This is a genomic window from Mesorhizobium sp. M7A.F.Ca.MR.362.00.0.0 (assembly GCF_004023175.1).
Classification (GTDB): Bacteria; Pseudomonadota; Alphaproteobacteria; order Rhizobiales; family Rhizobiaceae; genus Mesorhizobium.
Genome location: NZ_RZTF01000549.1, coordinates 1 through 2,423, shown reverse-complemented (window position 1 = coordinate 2,423; position 2,423 = coordinate 1). Strand labels below are relative to the sequence as shown.

The 2,423-nt window shown below is 61.6% G+C and carries 3 protein-coding genes; all 3 read right to left on the bottom strand.

Going from position 1 to position 2,423, the window contains the following annotated elements; genetic code table 11:
• Positions 1 to 457 (bottom strand): ArdC-like ssDNA-binding domain-containing protein (locus EOC06_RS44340; protein WP_245470336.1); only part of this gene is annotated, 457 nt, incomplete at its 3' end.
• Between the two features lie 732 nt (positions 458 to 1,189).
• Positions 1,190 to 1,474: a thioredoxin domain-containing protein gene (locus tag EOC06_RS44335; RefSeq protein ID WP_224570942.1), complete on the bottom strand. Its 285-nt coding sequence runs from the start codon at positions 1,472 to 1,474 to the stop codon at positions 1,190 to 1,192.
• A gap of 171 nt (positions 1,475 to 1,645) precedes the next feature.
• Positions 1,646 to 2,423, bottom strand: a 778-nt coding sequence (locus EOC06_RS34900; RefSeq protein ID WP_128309948.1) for a cation:dicarboxylase symporter family transporter, incomplete at its 5' end; no start/stop codon positions are given.

Sequence of the window (2,423 nt, the reverse complement as noted above, 5' to 3'; positions counted from 1 at the left end):
GATTATCGCACTGCGCGACATTGAAGACGGTGAAGCGCTTCAGGAAGGGCACCGCCTGCGGTTCGTCGCCATCGGTGTCGGCGCGTTGCTTTTCGTTCTTGGGAACAAAGCGGTCAGCGTGAACGATGGTGGTGCCGTGCTCGCCCTTCCTGACATTGCCGCCAAGCGAAAGCGCCTGCCGGAAGGTGAGCCAGTTCTGGCTGGGGAAACCGCGCTCGATGACCGCGCCCCACAGGATCAGGATATTGATGCCGGAATATCGGCGCTGGGTGGCCGCATTCCGCGGCAGGCCGAGGCCTGTCCTTGCCCTGCCCCACGGCTTGACCCATGGCACGGTGCCGCGCTCCAGTTCGGCAATGATGCGGTCGGTGATTTCCTGATAAAGGCTGGCGCCGGTGCGCCCGCCACTGTCTGCGCCAGCCTGTCGGCTGCCGCAACGTTTGTTGTTTGCACGCATCGTGATGTCCTCCGCTCTACAATCGCGCGCCCTCCCCGGAAGCGGGGTGGGCGGCAAAAGCGACCGGAAAGGCCCGCCGTCGGAGGCGGACTGCATCAGCAGGACCGGAACGGAGTGGAGGACCCGAAAGCGACAAGCGAAGGGTTGCGGGACGCCGCGGCGGGCCTAGAAGGGAGTGCTGCCCACCCTGCGCCAGGGGGAAGGCCACAATAGAAAGACGCCGGCCGACAGGCCGGCGACCGTCAGCAGCCGAAGGCTGCCCCGCGCCAGGGGGCGATGCCGCAGGGCCAAGACCGCCTGAGCTTGCCGAAGAAAAGCGGGCTCGGTTCACGAGCACCCGGCCAGCGACTTCAGGCGCGGGCGCTCAGGATTGTTGTTGGCGCCCACGGCAGCTGGATGACCGCAACAAGATTACGAGGAGCGACAGCAAAGCCAGCTGCCACAAACGGCACGCTCCGGCAACAACAGCGTGGCCGGTCTACAGATGCTGCCCCGCACGAGAGCCAGCACGCTTTGAGCGCGCATCGGCGATGCAAGCGTTGCAAGCTGGCCATGTCCACAAGGTCGGCGACCACTATATCGCCGACCACCAACGCGGGCGTACCGTCTAAGTGCAGACCTTTCGCGAGTGCGCGGACGCGCGCATTTCATCTGCGATGGCCGGATCTTGCATTCCCGCTTGAGCTGCTCAACGTCAAGGCCTACACGCGCTGCGATCTTGAGAGTGACCCTTCAACTGGGGGAAATCATAAGGGCGCGGTGGAATTCGTCGAACTTTCCCTGTTTTCTCGAGGCGAGTGCGGCGAAGGCTGGGAATTGGGAATCCGGTCCCAGGACCGGGAACTGTTTGATCACAAGCTTCAGATTGGGCTCATGCTTGAAGGCTTTTTGGTAGTTGATATCAGCCAGTCTGCAATGCGGACAGTTGTGGTAGTCATTGAATATGACCAGAACGGCATCGCCTTGCGGGTTGCCGGCGATTGGCGAAGGAGATCGTTGTCGAATGCGCCGCTCCACTTTTGCCTGTCGGTCGACCACGCCTGCCGGTGCAGGTTCGCGCTATATTGGCTCGCCAGCAAGGCGAGGAGTAAAAGAAGAGCTGCGACAGTGATGGCAGTCGGCTTAGACATGAGTCTCCAATCCATGGACGGCGTGGCAGCAACGGCCGCCTTTTTGGTGTAAAATGGGTCAGTTTTGATCGTGCCCCGCAGTTGCTACAGGCGCACAGGTGCCGGTGCGATCTGGCGGTTTCTCAAATACGGCTTTGCGCCATCGGGTCCACCCCAATAGCTGAGCGTCGTTCGCACGGGGAATTGTGTTCACCACGCCGGGCGACTTGACCGTCCACCGCCAGAGCGCTGAACGGTCCGCTAGTGAGGCGCTCCCCGAATCGTCGTTTATCCCGCTCGCCCCGGACCGGGTGACAGCCAGCGTTGCCGCTACGCTGCGGAGAAAAACCGTCAGCGCGTGGCATTCGGACATAAGCTGATCGACGCCAAGAATAAGCCCCACGGAGGTGACCGGTGCGGCCGGAACAAGAAAGAGCGTTGCAGCCATTGTGACGAGGCCTGCACCGGTAATGCGGGTTGTTCCGTTCGAAGGGAACAATGCGACAAACAGCATGAGGATCCGGCAGCCGATCGGGAGATCAGTTTTCGTCGCTTGGGCGATGAAAAGGGCGGCGAGCATCATATTCGTGCCGTCCAGATTGAATGGAATGAGACCCACGACCGAATGCGTGGCGCCGGCCTTTTCCATCTTCTCCATGAGCGAGGCCAGCGCGGCCTCTGAGGAGGACATTGCGAGCAGCAGCTCGTCCTTGATGTATCGGACGAGAGAGAAGAGCGAGCGGCCGTTGTAGCGGCAGACCGCGCCGAACAGGATCGAGAGGAACAGGACCGAGAGGAACAAGACTTGCAGGATGTCGCCTTCCGCGAAGGCACTGGCAATCGTTGACGGGATGATG